This is a genomic window from Kocuria sp. KH4 (assembly GCF_053711175.1).
In genome coordinates this window covers 171,465-188,847 of the sequence record NZ_JBSJYX010000004.1, presented here as the reverse complement: position 1 = coordinate 188,847, position 17,383 = coordinate 171,465, and the positions used below count along the sequence as shown (strand labels likewise).

Below are 17,383 nucleotides of genomic sequence, written 5' to 3'. Positions count from 1 at the left end.
CTCGCGCGGCGCCGCCCCGCCCCCGGGCACCAGCCCCCCACCGCACCGTTCGCAGTCCACAGGAAGAGATCCAGCACATGGCACACGTCTGGCAGGGCGTCATCAACGAGTACCGGGACCGGCTGCCGGTCACCGACTCCACCGAGGTCATCACCATGGGGGAGGGCGGCACGCCGCTCATCCGGGCCCGCGCCCTGTCGGAGCTCACCGGCAACACGGTCTGGCTGAAGTTCGAGGGGATGAACCCCACCGGCTCGTTCAAGGACCGGGGCATGACCATGGCGATCACCAAGGCCAAGGAGGAGGGCGCCGAGGCCGTCGTGTGCGCCTCGACCGGCAACACCTCGGCGTCCGCGGCGGCCTACGCCCAGCAGGCCGGGCTCACCTGCGCGGTGCTCGTGCCCGAGGGGCGGATCGCCATGGGCAAGCTCTCCCAGGCGGTGGCGCACGGGGCGGACATCCTGCAGGTGGACGGCAACTTCGACAACTGCCTCGAGGTCGCGCGCAAGCTCTCCGAGTCCTACCCCGTGTTCCTGGTGAACTCCGTGAACCCCTACCGGATCGAGGGGCAGAAGACCGGTGCGTTCGAGGTGGTCGACACCCTCGGCGACGCCCCGGACTACCACCTGCTGCCGGTGGGCAACGCGGGCAACATCACCGCGTACTGGAAGGGGTACCAGGAGTACGCCCGGCCCTACGACTCCGCGACCGCCGGGCAGCTGCCGGCCGCGTCGACGAAGCTGCCCGTGATGTGGGGCTTCCAGGCCGAGGGCGCCGCCCCGCTGGTGCTCGGCCACCCGGTCACCGAGCCCGAGACCATCGCCACCGCCATCCGGATCGGCAACCCGGCCTCGTGGGACACCGCGATCGCCGCCCGGGACGAGTCCGGCGGGCTGATCGGCTCCGTCTCCGACGACGAGATCCTCGCCGCCCACCGCTGGCTCTCCGCGCGGGAGGGCGTGTTCGTGGAGCCCGGCTCCGCCGCGGGCGTGGCCGGGCTGCTCCAGAAGCACGCCGCCGGCGAGGCGCCCACCGGGGCCACGATCGTGATCACCGTGACCGGCCACGGGCTGAAGGACCCGCAGTGGGCCGTGAAGGCCGCCGAGTTGGAGGACCCCTCGCTGACCGAGCCGAAGCGGGTGCCCTTCGACGTCGTGGCCGTGGCCGCGGCGCTGGGCCTGGAGTAGGCCCGGATGTTTGAGATCGGGCAGCGGGTCGAGCTCAGCGTGCCCGGGTCCACGGGCAACGTGGGCCCCGGGTACGACAGCCTGGGCCTGGCGCTCGGCCACTACGACGACCTCGCCGTGACGGTGACCAGGGCCGGGCTGGACTTCGAGCTGCACGGGGAGGGCTCGCAGGCCGTGCCCCGCACCGCGGAGCACCTGGTGGTGCGCGCCATGCGCGCCGCCTTCCGCGCCGCGGGCGTCGAGCAGCCGCCCGGGCTGCGGCTCGAGGCGACCAACCGCATCCCGCACGGCCGGGGCATGGGCTCGAGCGCCTCCGCCGTGGTGGCGGGCGTGCTGGCCGCGAACGCGCTGCTGCCCGCCGGGCGCGCCCTCGACGACCGGCAGCTGCTGCAGGTCGCCGCCGCGATGGAGGGCCACCCGGACAACGTGGCCCCGTCCCTCTACGGGGGCCTCGTCATCTCCTGGAGCGGGTCCGACGGCTACCGCAGCGTCCCCGTCACCGTCCACGAGGACGTGGTGCCGGTGGTCGCGATCCCCGACTACGAGGTGCCCACCCGGCTCGCGCGGTCCCTGCTGCCCGCGACCGTCCCGCACCACGACGCCGCGGTCAACGCCGGGCGGACGGCGCTGCTCGTGGAGGCCATGACGCGCCGCCCCGAGCTGCTGCTGCCGGCCACCGAGGACCGGCTGCACCAGCCGTACCGGGCCTCGGCGATGCCCCCGAGCGCCCGGCTCATGGCGGCGTTGCGGGACCGGGGCCTGCCCGCCATGATCTCGGGCGCCGGACCGACCGTCCTGGTGCTGGCCGCGGGCCCGGCGCAGGCGGAGGCGACCGAGCGCGCGCTCGCGGAGCTCGTGCCCGCCGGCGCCTCCGAGGTCTCCTGGCGTGTCCTCCGTCTGCGGGTCGACGGGCAGGGTGCTAAGCTGAAGAAGCACCCGCAGAAGATCCAGGGGTAGGAGACCGCGCCCGGCGCGGTGAGGACAGCGGGCATCATGAGGGGCGTGGCCCCGGGCGGATGCCCTCGAACTCTCGCCTCCACCGCTTCCGATCCTCCGGTGATCCCCCGCCGGCACCGGCTTCCACGATGCCGACGGCGCACCGGCCCGCAGTCTGCGGACCGGGGCGCACCACCATCTGACGGGTGACACCCTGTTCGCCCAGGCTGCCGCGCCCTCAAGTGCGCCCCGCCGCCGGAGGCCCGCGTGCGCGGCCCGCCGGGAACCCATCACGGTCCTGGACTCTGAGATCCACGGACCCCCCACCGAGGGAGAAGGACACTTCGTGACCGAGACCACCGACCTTTCCACGGGTACGGAAGAGACCACCACCGACACCAGGAACGCGGGCCTGTCCGCGCTCAAGCTGGCCCAGCTCCAGGCGCTCGCCTCCCAGCTCGGCATCACCGGCGCCCGCCGGATGCGCAAGAGCCTGCTGGTCGACGCGATCGCCGCCCACCAGCGCGGCGGCGCCGTGGCCGACCGCGACCGCGCCGTCGAGCAGAAGATCGCCCAGACGGTGGAGAAGACCGCCGACCAGCAGGCCGCCGCCGAGCGCCCCGCGGAGGACGCGGGCCGGCCCGCCGCGGCGGCTCAGCCCGCCGCCGAGCAGGGCGGCCAGGAGGCCGCGCCGCAGCGGCGCACCCGCTCCCGCCGGGCCACCAGCACCGGTGTGGTCGCCCCCGCGGAGCAGGACGGCTCCGCGCGTCCGGCCGAGGCCGGCGAGGCGGGGACCCCGTCCGCCGCCGACCGGGCCGCCGCCGACCGGACCGTCCCCGAGCAGTCCGCGCCGGCGACCTCCGGCGAGGACGCCTCCGGGCCGGAGGGCGAGGGCGGCCGCGGCCGCAACCGCAACCGGCGCAACCGCGGCCGGGAGGAGAACGGCGGCAGCGGCCAGGAGAGCCCGCTGCGCGCCGAGGAGACCCGCCCCTCGGCCGACGGCCGCGACGAGGACCAGCCGAAGCAGGACCGCAACCGCACCCAGGACCGGGGTCAGGGCAGGAACGGCCAGGACAACCGCCAGGACCGCAACGGCCAGGACAACCGGGGCCAGGAGAAGAGCGGCCAGGACCGGAACGGCCAGGACAAGAACGACGGGCGCGGCAAGGGCGGCAAGCCCCAGGAGTCGAAGGGCCAGGACAGCCGCGGCCAGGACAGCCGTCAGGACAACCGCGGCCAGGACGGGGAGGGCGGCAGCCGCCGCAGCCGCCGCAACCGCAACCGCAACGAGCGCAACGACCGCGCCGAGCGCAACGACCGCGCCGACCGCGCCGAGCGCAACGAGCGCCGCAACCGGCGCGGGCGCAGCACCGGCCCCGAGGTGGACGACACGGAGTTCACCGAGGACGACGTGCTGCTGCCCGTCGCGGGCATCCTGGACGTGCTGGACAACTATGCGTTCGTGCGCACGTCCGGCTACCTGCCGGGCCCCAACGACGTGTACGTCAGCCTCGCCCAGGTCAAGAAGCACAACCTGCGCAAGGGCGACGCGGTGGTCGGCGCGATCCGGGCCCCGCGCGACGGCGAGCAGCAGAACAACACCCGGCAGAAGTTCAACGCCCTCGTCCAGCTGACCACGGTCAACGGCAAGAAGGCCGAGGACAACAAGGACCGCGTCGACTTCGGCAAGCTGATCCCGCTCTACCCGCAGGAGCGGCTGCGCCTGGAGACGGAGCCCAAGAAGATCGGGCCCCGCGTCGTCGACCTCGTCGCGCCCATCGGCAAGGGCCAGCGCGGTCTGATCGTCTCCCCGCCCAAGGCCGGCAAGACGCTGATGCTGCAGGCGATCGCCAACGCGATCACCACCAACAACCCCGAGGTCCACCTCATGATGGTGCTCGTCGACGAGCGCCCCGAGGAGGTCACGGACATGCAGCGCACCGTGAAGGGCGAGGTCATCGCCTCGACGTTCGACCGCCCGGCCGACGACCACACCACGGTCGCCGAGCTGGCGATCGAGCGGGCCAAGCGCCTGGTGGAGATGGGCATGGACGTGGTGGTCCTGCTGGACTCCATGACCCGCCTGGGCCGTGCCTACAACCTCTCGGCCCCCGCCTCCGGGCGCATCCTGTCCGGCGGCGTGGACTCCGCGGCGCTGTACCCGCCGAAGAAGTTCTTCGGCGCGGCCCGCAACATCGAGAACGGCGGCTCGCTGACCATCCTGGCGACCGCCCTGGTGGAGACCGGGTCCAAGATGGACGAGGTCATCTTCGAGGAGTTCAAGGGCACCGGCAACATGGAGCTGCGCCTGTCCCGCTCGCTCGCGGACAAGCGGATCTACCCGGCCGTGGACGTCAACTCCTCGGGCACCCGCCGCGAGGAGAACCTGCTCTCGCCCGACGAGATCAAGATCATGTGGAAGCTGCGCCGGGTGCTCTCCGGCCTGGACCAGCAGCAGGCGCTCGAGCTGCTCACGAACAAGCTGCGGGACACCCAGTCCAACACCGAGTTCCTGCTCCAGGTGCAGAAGACCACGCTGTCGGCCCGCTCCGAGAGCGACCGCTAGCGCACCCGCTGCCGCCGCGGCCCGCACCGGACACCCGGTCGGGTCGCGGCGGCGTCGTCGTGTCCGGGGCCCGCGCCCGTCGTCCCCGCCCGCCGTCCCCGCCGCCCGAAAGAAGGAGCGTCCCATGCCGGACCCGATCCAGTCCCTGCTCGACGAGCACGCCGAGCTGCAGCGCCAGCTCGCCGACCCCGCGGTGCACGCCGAGCCGGGCCGGGCCCGGAAGCTGGGACGCCGCTACGCCGAGCTCAACGGGATCGCCGAGGCCCACCACCGGGTGCGGCGTCTCGAGGAGGACCTCGGGGCGGCCCGGGAGCTCGCCGACGAGGAGCCGGAGTTCGCCGAGGAGATCCCCTCCCTGGAGGGCCAGCTGGACGAGGCCCGCGAGAAGCTGCGCCGGCTGCTCATCCCGCGCGACCCGGACGACGGGCGCAACGTCATCCTGGAGGTCAAGGCGGGGGAGGGCGGGGACGAGTCCGCGCTCTTCGCCGGGGACCTGCTGCGGATGTACCTCAAGTACGCGGAGACCCGCGGCTGGAAGACCGAGTTCATCTCCGCCAACGAGTCCGACCTCGGCGGGTACAAGGACGTCCAGGTGGCCGTCAAGTCCTCCGCCACGGACCCCGCCGAGGGCGTGTGGGCCCGCCTGAAGTACGAGGGCGGGGTGCACCGCGTCCAGCGGGTGCCCGTCACCGAGTCCCAGGGGCGGATCCACACCTCGGCGGCCGGGGTGCTGGTCTTCCCGGAGGTCGACGAGCCGGAGGAGGTGGAGATCAGCCAGAACGACCTGAAGATCGACGTCTACCGGTCCTCGGGCCCCGGCGGGCAGTCCGTGAACACCACGGACTCCGCGGTGCGCATCACCCACCTGCCCACGGGCATCGTGGTGGCCATGCAGAACGAGAAGTCGCAGCTGCAGAACCGCGAGGCCGCGATGCGGGTGCTGCGCGCCCGCATCCTCGCCCACCAGCAGGAGCAGGTCGACGCGGAGAACGCCGCGCAGCGCCGCTCCCAGGTGCGCACCATGGACCGCTCCGAGCGGATCCGCACCTACAACTTCCCGGAGAACCGGATCAACGACCACCGCACCGGGTACAAGGCCTACAACCTCGACCACGTGATGGCCGGCGACCTCGAACCGGTCGTGCAGTCCGCGATCGAGATGGACGAGAAGGCCCGGCTCGAGGCCATCGGCCGGCAGGACGGCTGAGGGCGGGGGAGCGGTCATGCACAGGTCGCTGGGCCAGGCGGTGCGCTGGGCGGAGCAGGTCCTCGCCTCGGCGGGGATCGACTCCGCCCGCACGGACGCGCTGCTGCTGGCGGGCCACCTGCTGGGCCTGTCCCGCGGGGAGGTCGAGGCGCGCGCCATCATCGGCGGGGACGAGCCGGCGGGCTACGCGGACCTGGTCGCCGAGCGGGCCCGCCGCGTCCCGCTGCAGCACCTCACCGGTGTCGCACACTTCCGCTACCTGACGCTGTCCGTGGGGCCCGGGGTGTTCGTGCCCCGGCCCGAGACGGAGACCGTGGTGCAGACCGTCGTGGACGAGCTGCGCGGGCAGCTGGCCGCGGGGGTGCACCGGCCCCGGGTGGTCGACCTGGGCACGGGCTCCGGGGCGATCGCCGCCTCGGTCGCCCACGAGGTGCCCCAGGCCCGGGTGCACGCCGTGGAGCTGTCCGAGGCCGCCCACGCCTGGGCCGCGCGCAACCTGCGCGGCACCGGCGCCGAACTCGTCCGGGGAGACCTGCGCACCGCCTTCCCCGAGCTCGAGGGCCGCTGCGACGTGGTGGTCTCCAACCCCCCGTACATCCCGCCCGGGGCGCTCCCGCGCGACCCCGAGGCCCGCGAGCACGACCCGGAGCTCGCCCTGTACGGCGGCGGCGAGGACGGGCTCGAGCTGCCCCGGGCCGCCCTGGCCTCGGCCGTGCGGCTGCTGCGCCCCGGCGGGTTCTTCGTCATGGAGCACGCCGAGGTCCAGGCGGAGCCCGTCGCCCGCGCCTTCCGGGCGGCCGGCCTGGTGGAGGTCGTGGGGCACCAGGACCTCACGGGACGGGACCGCGCCACGGCCGGGCGGATCCCGGACGCCGCCGCACCGGCCCGGGACGAGATGGGAGAATGACACCGTGAGCCACACCGTCTACGACTGCCGCAGCATCGCCCAGCGCACCGCTGGGCTCAAGCACGCCGCCCGCGCCCTGGCCGCGGACGCCTGCGTGGTGCTGCCCACCGACACCGTCTACGGCATCGGCGCCGACGCCTTCTCCGCGCGCGGTGTCGCGACGCTGCTCGCGGCCAAGGGCCGCTCGCGGGCGATGCCCCCGCCCGTGCTCATCGCCCACGCCGGGGTGCTGGACGGGCTCGCGGACGAGGTGTCCGACGACGCCCGCGCGTTCGCCGCGGCGTTCTGGCCGGGCGGGCTGACCCTGATCCTGCACGCCCACCCGTCCCTGGGCTGGGACCTCGGCGAGACCCACGGCACCGTGGCCCTGCGGGTGCCCGACGACGAGCTGGCGCAGGCGCTGCTCATCGAGAGCGGTCCGCTGGCCGTCTCCTCGGCGAACCGCACCGGCCACCCCGCCGCCCTGGGCGCCGAGGCCGCGGTCGGGATGCTCGGCGACGCCGTGGAGGTCTACCTCGACGACGGCCCGCGGCCCGTCGGGCGGCCCGGCGCCCCGGAGGGCGACCCGGTGTCGTCCACGATCGTCGACTGCACCGGGGAGACCCCCGTGCTCGTGCGCCACGGCGCCGTGAGCCTGGCCCGGCTGCGTGCCGTGGTGCCCGCGGTGACCCCGGCGGACGGGGACGAGGAACTCGCGGACGGGCCCGCGGCGGCCCCCGGCGAGCCCGCGGACCGGCCGGAGGGCACCGGCTCCCACGCGGTGAGCGAGATCGACCCGGAGGCGGCGCCGCTGCCGGAGCCGGCTCCCGCCCCCGAGGACGCCCCGGCCCCGCCCGCCCCGGCGCAGGCGGCCGCCGCGCAGGGCCTCGCCGCCTCGCTCGTGGCCCGCTCCGTCCCCGGACCGGCGGCGCGCCCGGCGGTGGACCAGGACCGCACCCGCGCGCAGCGCCCGGCCACGCCCGGGCGGCCGCGGCCCCTGCCCGTGGACGAGGCCGCCCGGCTCGTGGCCCGGGGCCTCGACGGCGCCTGAGGCCGGCCCCCGGCGCACCCAGCAGCGGCGCATCCGGCAGCGGCGCACCGCGCGGCGGCACGCAGGGGGCCCGGCCGGGCCCCGGGCGGGCTCAGCCGCGGCCGACCGCCAGGTGGGCCTGGCGCAGCACCTCGGTGATCCGCGGCTCCGGCAGCTCGCCGTGCTCCTCGGCCCAGCCGCGCACCTGGGGCTGCCCGAACCAGGTGACCTCCAGCCGGCGCACGAGCCCGTGCCAGCGGTTGCCGGCGAGACCCGACAGGCCGAAGCCGGTGTCCACCGCGGCCCGGCACAGCAGCGCCGGGAGGTGCAGCGGCTCCCGGCGGCCGGCGTCGCGCAGGATGGAGCCGGTGGTGGCCCCCTCCCACGGCTGCAGCAGGACCGGGGGCAGCTGCGCGGGGTGGCGCCCGGCGCGGGAGACGAACTCCGCCAGGGCGTGCACGGAGGTGACCGGCGTGGGCGCGGAGCCGTCGCCGGCCACGGAGCTCAGCCGCGAGGACGCGAAGCGGGCCAGCCGCGCGGTGGTGCGCCGGCCCGACCCCTGCACCGAGGTGGCGCGCAGCGCCGTGAGCTCCGGGCCCCCCGGCTCGGCGGCCCAGTCCCGGCGCAGCTTCAGCAGGGCGCTCTCCCCGAGCGCCTTGGAGAACGAGTAGGGGGAGAAGGGCCGCACCGCGGGCGTCTCGTCGAGGACGTCGATGTCGCCCTGGACGGCGGCGCTGCTGAGGTGCACGACCCGGCGCACGCTCGTGCGGCGGGCGGCGAGGGCCACCAGCACCGGCAGCAGCGCGTTGGCGCCGAGCAGCGACTCCTCGTGGGTCTGGTCCGGTGCGGCGAGCCCGGCGGCGTTGACCACCACGTGGGCCCCCGCGAAGGACTCGGCGAGGTAGTCGATCACCGACTCGAGCCGCCCGGCCTGCTCCAGCAGGTGGTGGACGGTGTGCGCGCCGGACGCCAGGCGGGGTGCGGAGACCGGGACCACCGTCTGGCCGTCCGCCTGCAGCCGGGCCACGGTCGCGGAGCCCACGAACCCCGTCGCTCCCAGGACTGCCCACGTCGTCGATGTCACGGTGCTTCCTTCCCTCCGGTCTGCGCCGGTCGCCGTCGTCCGGGCCGGAGCCCCTGGGCTCATCGTACAGACCGGTCCCGGCCGCGCCCGCTTGCTAGACTCGGCACGATCCGGCGCCCACCCCGGCACCCCGCCGCGCCGGAGCCCGCTACCGCACCTGGAGGATCCGCATGCCGTCCGACCCCACGCCCACGGTGGCGGTGGCCTGCGTGACCCAGGACCGGCACGAGGACGTGCTGACCCTGGTGGCCGCGCTGCGGGCGCAGACGGTGCCGGTCGCGTCGCTGTGCCTCGTCGACGCCGGCCGCGAGGCGGTGCCCCGGGACGCGCTCGAGGCGGCGGTCGGCGGCCGGTTCGAGCTGCACCACGTGCGGTCCCTGGCCAACCTGGGCGGCGCCGGCGGGTTCTCCCTCGCGATCCTCACCGCGCTGGCCACCGGCGCGGACCGGGTGTGGCTCATGGACGACGACGCCCACCCGGAGCAGCCCGACTGCCTCGAGATCCTGCTGGAGGAGGCCGCGCGGCGGGAGCTCGCCGTGGTCTCCCCGCTCATCGTCGCCCCGCAGGACCACGCCGCCCTGGCGTTCTCCTACCGGCTGGACGGGCGGCTCACCCACGCCCGGGCCGACCTCGAGCCGCTGGGCTTCCTGCCCGGCTACGCCACGTTCTTCAACGGCGCCCTCGTGGCCGAGGACGTGTTCTTCCGGGTGGGGCTGCCGGACCTGAAGCTGTTCCTGCGCGGGGACGAGGTCGACTTCCTGGTGCGGCTGCGCCGCTCCGGCCTGCCGTTCGGCACCACCACCCGCGCCGCCGTGGCGCACCCGCCGGGCTGGGCCGAGGAGCACGTGGTGATCCCGGGCCGGCTCAAGGTCGTGGTGCCGGAGACCGAGTTCAAGCGGGCGCACTTCTTCCGCAACCGCGGCTGGACCACCTGGCGCTACAAGCGGCCGGTGCAGCTCGCGGCCGACCTCGTCGGCTACCCCCTGTACTACCTGGGCCGGCGGGACGCGCGCGGCCTGGCGTCCTGGGCCGGGCGCTACGTCGGCGGGATGCGCGGCCGCGGCTTCGGCGGACCGCGGTGACGGCGGCCCCCGCGGCGGTGCCGGGGTTCTCGGTCCTGATGCCCGTCTACCGCGGCGACACCCCCCAGCGGCTGCGCCGGGCCGCGGAGTCCACCACGGTGGAGCAGCAGCGCCGGCCGGCGGAGCTCGTCGTCGTGCGCGACGGGCCGGTCCCCGCGCCCCTGGAGGCGGAGCTGGGCCGGCTCGCCCGGGAGCTGCCCGTGCCCGTGGTGCGGGTCGACCTCGAGCGCAACGAGGGGCTCACCGCCGCCCTGCGCGCGGGCCTGGCCCGGTGCCGCTACGACGTCGTGGCGCGGATGGACGCGGACGACGTCTCCTATGCCCGCCGCTTCGCCGTGCAGCTGCCGGAGATCGAGGGGGGCGCCGACGTGGTCGGCTCCTCGATGCACGAGATCGGCGACGACGAGACCCGCCCGCTCGCCCTGCGCCGCGCCCCGGTGGGGGAGCGGCAGATCCTGGCGGTCTCCCGGCGGCGCAACCCGCTCAGCCACCCGACCGTGGTGTTCCGCCGCGGCGCCGTGACGGCGGTGGGCGGCTACGAGGACGTGCCGCTGGCGGAGGACTACTGGCTGTGGGTCCGGATGCTGCGCGCCGGGGCCGACGTGCGCAACGTGGCCGAGCCGCTGGTGGGCTACCGCGTCTCCGCGGGGGCCTACGAGCGCCGCGGCGGGGTGCGGATGTTCCGGGCCGACCTGGCCCTGCAGGCCCGCCTGCTGCGGGCCGGGCACGTCGGCTTCCTACAATGGGCCGTGAACGTCGGGATGCGCGCGGGCTACCGCTTCGTCCCCACCCGGCTCCGGGAGCTCGCCTACCGGGCCATGGCCGGGACCGGCCGCCGGTGACCGCGGGCCCTGCGCCCCGCCCGCGCGCGCCGGCCGCGAGCGGCCCCGACCACGAAAGGAACGACTCGATGAGTGGTGAGCCCGAGCGCACCCCCCGCGCCGGGGCGTCCGTGCTCCCCGCCCCGCCGGGGACCCCGGAGAAGCCGGTGGCGTGGCTGTGGATCCAGATGCTCCTGGACTCCGCCGCCTGGATCGTGGCGCTCGTGCTGGCCCTGGTGCTGCGCTACGAGATGGCCCTGCAGTTCATCTCCGTGCCGGGGCTGCTGGTGGTGTCCGCGGTGGCGGTGGCCGCCCAGCTGGTCGTGGGCTTCTCCTTCGCCCTGTACAAGGGGCGCTACTCCTTCGGCAGCTTCGACGAGGCCAAGCTGCTCGTGGTCGTCACGCTCATCGTCACGGCGGTGCTCCAGGTGCTCCTGCTGGTGGTGGGCACGAGCATCGGCATCCCCCGCTCCACCGCGCTGATCGCCTTCCCGTTCGCCTGCCTGTTCATGGCCGCGTTCCGGTACCTGAAGCGGATGTACCAGGAGGCCTCGGCCCGGCCGGGCGCCGCCGCCCAGCGCGTGGTGATCTACGGGGGCGGCTACCTCGGGACGTTCCTGGTGCACCGGATGATGCAGGACCCGAACTCCGACTTCCTGCCCGTGGCCCTGCTCGACGACGACCCGGCCAAGAAGCACCTGCGGATCTCCTCGGTGCCGGTGCTCGGCACCCTGCACGACGTCCGGGAGGTCATGGCCCGCACGCGGGCCTCCGTGCTCATCGTGGCGATGTCCAGCCCCGAGCCCCGGCTCATGCACCGGGTCGCCGACGCCGTGGCCGGCACCGGGATCCGGGTCATGACCATGCCGCCGCTGGGGGAGGTGCTCACCGCCAAGCACAAGGCCGTGGACTTCCGCGACATCAGCATGGAGGACCTCATCGGCCGCCGCCCGGTGGACATCGACCTCGAGGAGATCGCCGGCTACGTCACGGGCCGGCGCGTGCTCGTCACGGGCGCGGGCGGCTCCATCGGCTCGGAGCTGTGCCGCCAGCTGGTGGGCTTCGAGCCCGCGGAGCTGATCATGGTGGACCGCGACGAGTCGGCGCTGCAGGGCACGCAGATCTCCATCACCGGCCGCGGCCTGCTGGACGGGCGCGACACCGTCCTGGCCGACATCCGCGACCCCGAGTCCGTCGGGGCGATCTTCCGCGACCGGCGCCCCGAGGTGGTCTTCCACGCGGCGGCCCTCAAGCACGTGTCGCTCCTGGAGCAGTACCCGGACGAGGCGTGGAAGACCAACGTCCTGGGCACCCTCAACGTGCTGCAGGCCGCGGAGGAGGTGGAGGTCGAGGTGTTCGTGAACATCTCCACGGACAAGGCCGCCAACCCCACCACGGCACTGGGCCACTCCAAGCGCGTGGCCGAGAAGCTCACCGCCTGGATGGCGGACCGGACCGGGCGCCGGTACGCGTCCGTGCGCTTCGGCAACGTCTTCGGCTCCCGCGGGTCGATGCTGCCCCTGTTCACCGAGCAGATCCGGCAGGGCGGCCCCATCACGGTGACCGACCCGGCGGCCACCCGGTACTTCATGACCATCCCGGAGGCCTGCCAGCTCGTCATCCAGGCCGGGGCGATCGCCCGGGGCGGGGAGGTGCTGATCCTGGACATGGGCGAACCCGTGCGGATCATGGACATCGCCGAGCGGCTGCGCGTGATGAGCGGGCGGGAGGACGTCGAGATCGAGATCACCGGTCTGCGCCCGGGGGAGAAGCTGCACGAGGACCTCATCGGCCTGGGCGAGACGGACGAGCGGCCGTTCCACCCCAAGATCTCCCACGCCCGCGCCGACCGCCTCGACCCGGCCCAGCTGGACCGGCACACCTGGAAGGTGCGCGGCGGGATGGTCTACACCGGCACGATCCCCGTGGTGCGGCCCGCCACCCAGCCGCCGCCCACCTCCGTGCAGCGCCCGCGCAGCCCCTCGGGGCGGGCGTCGTGAGCGCCGCGCCGCCGCCCGTGCTGCGCCCGGCCGGGCTGGACCTCACCGATCCGGGCGCCGCCCCGGACCCGGAGGAGCTGCGCCGGCTGGGCGAGCTCGCCCTGACGGTCGGCGTCCCCGCCCTCGTGCTCGGCCTGCTGCTGCCCCTGGCGGTCAAGCCGCTGCTCGCGCGCTGGGGCGTGCTGGACGTGCCCAACGAGCGCTCCTCCCACCAGCGCACGGTGGTGCGCGGCATGGGCCTGGCGGTGGCCGGGGCGGTGCTCCTGGCCTACGGGGGCGCGCTGCTGGCCGGGACGGTGGAGGTCGACCGCTCCGTGGCGCTGGTCGTGCTCGCGGTGGCCGCGCTGTGCGCCGCCCTCGGGTGGGCCGAGGACTACCGGGGGGTCTCCGTGCGGGGGCGCCTGGCCGCGCAGCTGGGCATCGGGCTGGCCGCCACCGGTGTGCTCGTGGCCGTGCTCGGCACCTCCGTGTGGTGGCTGCCCGTGGGCACCCTCGCGATCGCCGCCTACGTCAACATGGCCAACTTCATGGACGGGATCAACGGCATCTCCGGGCTGCACGGGCTGGCCGCCGGGCTGCTCTACGCCTGGGCCGGCGCCTCCAACGACCTGACCTGGATGATCGCCGCGGGCCTGGCCGTGGCCGGCGGCTTCGCCGGCTTCCTGCCGTGGAACCTGGGCCGCGGCACGGTCTTCCTCGGCGACGTCGGCTCCTACCTGCTGGGCGGGTCGCTGGCCGGCATCGCGGTGGCCGCCTTCCTCTCCGGCGTCTACGTGGAGTACCTCCTGCCGCCGCTGGCCGTCTACGTCGCGGACACCGGCGTGACCCTGCTCCGCCGCGTCCGGGCGGGGGAGGACTGGTACCGGCCGCACCGCTCGCACGTCTACCAGCGGCTCACCGACGCCGGGCTCTCCCACGTGGGCTCCGCGCTCGTGGTCACGGGCGTCACCGTCCTCGTGAGCGTGGTCTCCGTCCTGGGCCTGCGCACCGGGCCCACGGCCACGGTGCTCGCGGGCGCGTTCGTCCTGGCGGTGCTGGGCCTCTACCTCGTGCTGCCGGAGCTGCTCGCCCGCCGCAGGGCGCGCCGCCGGTCCGGGGCCCCGCGGTGAGCGGGGCCGTGCTCAGCGCCCTGACCGGGGCCGGGCTGATCGCCGCGAGCCACCTGGTCACCCTGCTCGTGGCCCGGGCGACCGCGGGGGCCTCCGGGCCCGTCGCGGCCCCCGCCCTCGCCCTGAGCTACGTGGTGAAGGTGTTCGTGCTCGGCTGGGTGCTGCTCACCGTGCCCGCCCCGCCCTGGCTGTCCCCGGGCTGGCTCGCCGGGGGCCTGCTGGGGGCGCTGGCCGTCTCCCTGGTCCTGGCGGGGCGCACGAGCGCCCGGCGGACGCGTGCGGCCCTCGGGCCGGTGCTGCGGGCCCGCGAGCAGGCCCGGGAGGACGCCCAGGAGGACGCCCGGCCGGAGGCCCCCAGCGCGGACCGGGAGCCGGACCCGCACGGGGACCGGCACGACGACCCGCCGGGGCCCGCGGGGGCCCCGGCCCACGACGACAGGAGACCCGGGCGCCATGAGCACGGATGACCGCGACGGCACGGCGGGCGGCCCCGAGGACCCGCCCGGCCCGGTCCCGGAAGACGGCCCCGCGGGCGGGGCGGGGACCGGCCGGGAGAAGCCGGCCCGCGGCCGCGGACTGCGCACCGCGGGGGAGCTCGTGGAGGGCGGCGGGCTGTCCGGAGGCCTGACGACACTCCTCTACGTGGTGATCGGGATGGGGTTCTGGAGTTTGGTAGGGTGGGGTGCGGATCGCGTGCTGGGAACCCGGTGGATCGTGGTCCTGGGAGCGTGCATCGGCGCCGCCTCCGGGATCTACGTCGTATACCTCCACATGCAGGAGGGGCTGCGTCGCAGCCAGGCCTCCGACGGAGCTGATCCGCCCAACCCGCACCAGTCCGGCCCGGACTCGGCGCCCCGACCGTGACCACCGGCCAGAGCACTGCAGAAAGGACCCGCATTGAACGCCGCCCTCAGGCTTCCCGCCACCGGAGGATTCACCGCCCCGACCGTCGATGAGATGCACCTGCCTCCGTTCTTCGAGCTGGGCACCTTCGAGTTCGGCAAGCAGATGCTGCTGGTCCTCCTGTCGGTCGTCCTGATCGCCGGATTCTTCATGTGGGCCATCCGCCGCCGCGCGCTCGTCCCCTCGAAGGCCCAGTACCTCGGGGAGAGCGGCTACGGCTTCGTGCGCAACCACCTCGGCCGGGACATCATCGGCGAGAAGGAGTTCCGCCCCTACGTCCCGCTGCTGTTCACGTTCTTCTTCTTCATCCTCGTGAACAACCTCTTCGGCTCCATCCCGGTGCTCCAGCTGCCGACGCTCTCCCACGCGGGCTCCGCCTACGTGCTGGCCGGCATCGCCTACGTCACCTGGGTGTTCATGGGGATCAAGCGCCACGGCCTCGGCGGGTTCATGGGCAAGATGACCATGCCGCCGGACGTCCCGAAGGCCCTGTACGTCTTCCTCATCCCGATCGAGTTCCTCTCGAACCTGATCATCCGCCCGGTCACCCACGCCCTGCGTGTGTTCGCCACGATGTTCGCCGGCCACCTGGCGCTCATGGTCGCCGCCTCGATGACCGCGTACCTGCTCACCCAGGGCGGGCTGCTGGGCATCGTCTCCGTGGGCTCCACCGTGCTGGGCATCTTCATCTACTTCCTGGAGATCCTCATCCAGGTCCTCCAGGCCTACATCTTCACCCTCCTCTTCGCCGTCTACGTCCAGGGCGCCCTCCAAGAGGGCCACTGATCCCGGCGGAGCAACCGTCCGGTCCCGGCCGGACGCCCCAGGTCCACCCTCAACTGTTCAGAGCCGAACACGGCTACGACGCCCGGCCCCCGGGCACCTAGAAAGGAAACACCCCTCATGACTGGTTCGCTCAGCGCTATTGGTTACGGTCTGGCTGCCATCGGCGGCGGCATCGGCGTGGGTCTGATCTTCGCCGCGTACATGCAGTCCGTCGCCCGCCAGCCGGAGTCGCAGCGCGTGCTGCAGCCGATGCTGTTCTTCGGCTTCGCCGTGGTCGAGGCGCTCGCGATTCTGGGCTTCGTGCTCGCGTTCATCAGCTGAGTGCCTGACCAAGTACAAGTCCCTAGAGAACAGGAATCGCGAACATGACACTGTTGCTGGCAGCCGAGGAAGGGGCGAACCCCCTCTTCCCCAATGTCTGGGAGATGGCGATCACCCTGATCGGGTTCCTGATCCTGCTCGCCCTCGTGATCAAGTTCGTCGTGCCGGCCTTCGAGCGCGTCTACCAGGAGCGCACCGAGGCCATCGAGGGTGGTCTCGCGAAGGCGAAGGCGGCGCAGGCCGAGGCCGCCGCCGCGCGTGACGAGTACAACCAGCAGCTCGAGAGCGCGCGCCTGGAGGCGCAGAAGATCCGCGAGGAGGCCCGCCTGGAGGGCGAGAAGATCCTGGCCGACTTCAAGGACCGGGCCAACGCCGAGTCCGCGCGCATCACCGAGAACGCGCACCGGACCATTGAGGCGGAGCGCTCGGCCGCCGTGGTCTCGCTGCGCAACGAGGTGGGCGCGCTGGCCACCACGCTGGCGTCGAAGATCGTGGGCGAGACCCTCGACGACGACGCCCGCGCCGGCCGGGTCGTCGACCGCTTCCTCGCCGACCTCGAGTCGGAGCAGCAGCGGAACGCGGGTGCGGCGCGGTCATGACGGACGCAGCCAACGAGTACCGCCAGCAGGCCACCGACGACGCCGAGCGCTGGGCCGGCTCCGCCAGCCCCGCGCTCGCGCGCGAGCTGTTCGCCCTGCTGGCCGTTCTCGACGAGAACGGCCCGGTCCGCCGGGCCCTGGTCGACCCCTCGTACTCGGGGGAGCAGCGCGCCCATGTGGTCCGCCGGCTGTTCACCGGCAAGGTCTCCCCGGACGCCGTGGAGATCGTCGCCACGATGACCGGCAGGCGCTGGGGCGACGACCGCGAGTTCGCCGACGGCCTGGAGCACGCCGGGGTGGTCCTCACCGCGGCGTCCGCGGAGAACCGCGGCGGGCTGGAGGGCATCGAGCAGGTCGTGGACCAGCTCATCGCCTTCAAGACCGTGCTCGACGGCTCCCACGAGCTGCAGCGGGCGCTCAGCGACCCGCGCGCGGACGTGGCGTCGAAGACCCAGCTCACCCGCCGGCTCAGCCCGGGCGCCTCCGAGGAGGCGCTGCTGCTCCTGGAGCAGGCCGTGCTCTCGCCGCGCGGCGCCCTGGTGGGCCGGCTCGTCGAGCGCTTCGCGGAAGAGGTCGCGGCGCGCCGCCAGCGCTGGATCGCCCACGTGAGCTCCTCCCGCCCGCTGACGGACGAGCAGCGGGCCCGCCTGCAGCACCAGCTCAACACGCTGTACGGCAAGGACCTCAAGCTCACGGTCGACGTCGATCCGGCGCTGATCGGCGGGCTCAAGGTGCAGGTGGGCGAGGAGGTCATCGACGGTTCCGTCGCGGCCCGCCTCGACGCGCTGCGCCAGCGGATCGGCGCCTGAGCCGAGGCTCGCGCGCCGCCGTGGCGGGGGCACCGCCCCGCCGGCCGGACGGCACCG

The 17,383-nt window shown here is 74.4% G+C and carries 17 protein-coding genes; 16 read left to right on the top strand and 1 reads right to left on the bottom strand.

The window, feature by feature from the left end:
* Positions 1-77: 77 nt before the first annotated feature.
* From thrC to ACWCOM_RS05275, 6 genes are all read left to right on the top strand, one after another.
* Complete coding sequence (gene thrC / locus ACWCOM_RS05300) at positions 78-1,187, top strand: threonine synthase (protein WP_454547690.1); 1,110 nt, start codon at positions 78-80, stop codon at positions 1,185-1,187.
* A 6-nt stretch (positions 1,188-1,193) separates the two neighbouring features.
* Positions 1,194-2,144 (top strand): homoserine kinase, encoded by a 951-nt coding sequence (gene thrB, locus ACWCOM_RS05295; RefSeq protein WP_454547689.1) that lies wholly within the window; start codon positions 1,194-1,196, stop codon positions 2,142-2,144.
* A 325-nt stretch (positions 2,145-2,469) separates the two neighbouring features.
* Complete coding sequence (gene rho, locus ACWCOM_RS05290; protein ID WP_454547687.1) at positions 2,470-4,689, top strand: transcription termination factor Rho; 2,220 nt, start codon at positions 2,470-2,472, stop codon at positions 4,687-4,689.
* Between the two features lie 124 nt (positions 4,690-4,813).
* Positions 4,814-5,896, top strand: coding sequence for a peptide chain release factor 1 (gene prfA / locus ACWCOM_RS05285; protein WP_454547686.1), 1,083 nt, complete (start codon positions 4,814-4,816; stop codon positions 5,894-5,896).
* 16 nt (positions 5,897-5,912) lie between these two features.
* Positions 5,913-6,803 (top strand): peptide chain release factor N(5)-glutamine methyltransferase, encoded by an 891-nt coding sequence (prmC, locus tag ACWCOM_RS05280; protein ID WP_454547685.1) that lies wholly within the window; start codon positions 5,913-5,915, stop codon positions 6,801-6,803.
* 4 nt (positions 6,804-6,807) lie between these two features.
* A complete protein-coding gene (locus ACWCOM_RS05275; protein WP_454547684.1) occupies positions 6,808-7,833 on the top strand; it encodes an L-threonylcarbamoyladenylate synthase in 1,026 nt (341 codons plus the stop codon).
* Positions 7,834-7,924: 91 nt separating this feature from the next.
* Here ACWCOM_RS05275 and ACWCOM_RS05270 read toward each other — a convergent pair whose 3' ends face one another.
* Complete coding sequence (locus tag ACWCOM_RS05270; RefSeq protein ID WP_454547683.1) at positions 7,925-8,896, bottom strand: NAD-dependent epimerase/dehydratase family protein; 972 nt, start codon at positions 8,894-8,896, stop codon at positions 7,925-7,927.
* 170 nt (positions 8,897-9,066) lie between these two features.
* Here ACWCOM_RS05270 and ACWCOM_RS05265 point away from each other — a divergent pair, with 170 nt between their 5' ends.
* The 10 genes from ACWCOM_RS05265 to ACWCOM_RS05220 all read left to right on the top strand — a co-directional run bounded on the left by ACWCOM_RS05265 (position 9,067) and on the right by ACWCOM_RS05220 (position 17,326).
* Positions 9,067-9,978, top strand: a complete 912-nt coding sequence (locus ACWCOM_RS05265) for a glycosyl transferase (RefSeq protein WP_454547682.1) — start codon at positions 9,067-9,069, stop codon at positions 9,976-9,978.
* A complete protein-coding gene (locus tag ACWCOM_RS05260) occupies positions 9,975-10,820 on the top strand; it encodes a glycosyltransferase (RefSeq protein WP_454547681.1) in 846 nt (281 codons plus the stop codon). The genes ACWCOM_RS05265 and ACWCOM_RS05260 overlap by 4 nt, the downstream gene beginning before the upstream one ends.
* Positions 10,821-10,888: 68 nt before the next feature.
* On the top strand, positions 10,889-12,799 hold the full coding sequence (locus ACWCOM_RS05255) for a polysaccharide biosynthesis protein (protein WP_454547680.1): 1,911 nt from the start codon (positions 10,889-10,891) through the stop codon (positions 12,797-12,799).
* On the top strand, positions 12,796-13,908 hold the full coding sequence (locus tag ACWCOM_RS05250) for an MraY family glycosyltransferase (RefSeq protein WP_454547679.1): 1,113 nt from the start codon (positions 12,796-12,798) through the stop codon (positions 13,906-13,908). The genes ACWCOM_RS05255 and ACWCOM_RS05250 overlap by 4 nt, the downstream gene beginning before the upstream one ends.
* Before the next feature lie 8 nt (positions 13,909-13,916).
* Positions 13,917-14,375 carry a hypothetical protein gene (locus ACWCOM_RS05245; RefSeq protein WP_454547678.1) on the top strand — a complete coding sequence of 153 codons (459 nt, stop codon included), beginning with the start codon at positions 13,917-13,919 and terminating at the stop codon, positions 14,373-14,375.
* Complete coding sequence (locus tag ACWCOM_RS05240; protein WP_454547677.1) at positions 14,362-14,772, top strand: AtpZ/AtpI family protein; 411 nt, start codon at positions 14,362-14,364, stop codon at positions 14,770-14,772. The genes ACWCOM_RS05245 and ACWCOM_RS05240 overlap by 14 nt, the downstream gene beginning before the upstream one ends.
* Before the next feature lie 33 nt (positions 14,773-14,805).
* Positions 14,806-15,597 carry a F0F1 ATP synthase subunit A gene (atpB, locus tag ACWCOM_RS05235; RefSeq protein ID WP_454547676.1) on the top strand — a complete coding sequence of 264 codons (792 nt, stop codon included), beginning with the start codon at positions 14,806-14,808 and terminating at the stop codon, positions 15,595-15,597.
* 117 nt (positions 15,598-15,714) lie between these two features.
* Positions 15,715-15,918, top strand: a complete 204-nt coding sequence (gene atpE / locus ACWCOM_RS05230) for an ATP synthase F0 subunit C (protein WP_062734762.1) — start codon at positions 15,715-15,717, stop codon at positions 15,916-15,918.
* Between the two features lie 44 nt (positions 15,919-15,962).
* Positions 15,963-16,517: a F0F1 ATP synthase subunit B gene (locus ACWCOM_RS05225; protein ID WP_454547675.1), complete on the top strand. Its 555-nt coding sequence runs from the start codon at positions 15,963-15,965 to the stop codon at positions 16,515-16,517.
* Positions 16,514-17,326 carry a F0F1 ATP synthase subunit delta gene (locus tag ACWCOM_RS05220; RefSeq protein ID WP_454547674.1) on the top strand — a complete coding sequence of 271 codons (813 nt, stop codon included), beginning with the start codon at positions 16,514-16,516 and terminating at the stop codon, positions 17,324-17,326. Before ACWCOM_RS05225 ends, ACWCOM_RS05220 begins: the two co-directional genes overlap by 4 nt.
* Positions 17,327-17,383: the final 57 nt, after the last annotated feature.

Excerpts from the sequence above, each read along its gene's own strand:
- ACWCOM_RS05255 (WP_454547680.1), top strand. The coding sequence starts at position 10,889 with ATGAGTGGTGAGCCCGAGCGCACCCCCCGCGCCGGGGCGTCCGTGCTC.
- prfA (WP_454547686.1), top strand. The coding sequence starts at position 4,814 with ATGCCGGACCCGATCCAGTCCCTGCTCGACGAGCACGCCGAGCTGCAG.
- atpE (WP_062734762.1), top strand. The coding sequence starts at position 15,715 with ATGACTGGTTCGCTCAGCGCTATTGGTTACGGTCTGGCTGCCATCGGC.
- ACWCOM_RS05240 (WP_454547677.1), top strand. The coding sequence starts at position 14,362 with ATGAGCACGGATGACCGCGACGGCACGGCGGGCGGCCCCGAGGACCCG.
- ACWCOM_RS05265 (WP_454547682.1), top strand. The coding sequence starts at position 9,067 with ATGCCGTCCGACCCCACGCCCACGGTGGCGGTGGCCTGCGTGACCCAG.
- thrC (WP_454547690.1), top strand. The coding sequence starts at position 78 with ATGGCACACGTCTGGCAGGGCGTCATCAACGAGTACCGGGACCGGCTG.
- ACWCOM_RS05220 (WP_454547674.1), top strand. The coding sequence starts at position 16,514 with ATGACGGACGCAGCCAACGAGTACCGCCAGCAGGCCACCGACGACGCC.
- thrB (WP_454547689.1), top strand. The coding sequence starts at position 1,194 with ATGTTTGAGATCGGGCAGCGGGTCGAGCTCAGCGTGCCCGGGTCCACG.
- ACWCOM_RS05225 (WP_454547675.1), top strand. The coding sequence starts at position 15,963 with ATGACACTGTTGCTGGCAGCCGAGGAAGGGGCGAACCCCCTCTTCCCC.
- prmC (WP_454547685.1), top strand. The coding sequence starts at position 5,913 with ATGCACAGGTCGCTGGGCCAGGCGGTGCGCTGGGCGGAGCAGGTCCTC.